This window comes from Fructobacillus tropaeoli, from assembly GCF_001047135.2.
In the GTDB taxonomy this organism is placed as follows: Bacteria; Bacillota; Bacilli; order Lactobacillales; family Lactobacillaceae; genus Fructobacillus; species Fructobacillus tropaeoli.
In genome coordinates this window covers 388-996 of record NZ_DF968130.1, presented here as the reverse complement: position 1 = coordinate 996, position 609 = coordinate 388, and the positions used below count along the sequence as shown (strand labels likewise).

At 47.1% G+C, this 609-nt stretch carries 1 protein-coding gene; it reads left to right on the top strand.

The genetic code is table 11. The features are described from left to right. Nucleotides 1-111: 111 nt before the first annotated feature. Nucleotides 112-609 (top strand): DNA topoisomerase (locus AOQ32_RS08345; protein ID WP_242976733.1); only part of this gene is annotated, 498 nt, incomplete at its 3' end.

Sequence of the window (609 nt, the reverse complement as noted above, 5' to 3'; positions counted from 1 at the left end):
CGCTGACAAAACAAGCCGGTTATCCCTTTGTTTCGCGACAAGGACGATTAAAGTCGGCGATGATCTTGCGTGTGTACCAACAATTAGAAGCCATCAAAAAATTATCAACGGGTGCCATTCTTTGAAAATCGTTACCAAGATGAAAATGGTCATACGTATGCGCGAACGGTTAAAAAGGATGAAGACCCCGATTTTCGTTATGCCAGTCAAGAAGAGGCACTAACGCAAGAAACCTTACCAGAAACGGCTACACCTGTCGTGACCAGCACCCAACAAAAAGAAACGCAACCACCCAAACTACTCGACTTGGCTTCGCTATCAGCTATTTTAGCCAAAGAAGGCTTTCAAGCCAAAGAAGTGGCATCTACTTACCAAAAGCTCTATGAAGCCAAGATTGTGTCTTATCCACGAACAGAAGATAAGACGATTACCCCTGAACAGTATGAAGATTTACGACCATTGGTGGAGGGGATTGCCAAAGTAGTAGGGGTTGACGTCAATTTACTGACGGTTCGAGAGCCACGAAAGACCCATGTGCAAGAAAAAGGGGCGCACGGCGCCAATCGACCGGGTTCAGTGGCGCCCAGTTCCCTAGAGGCACTGATGGCC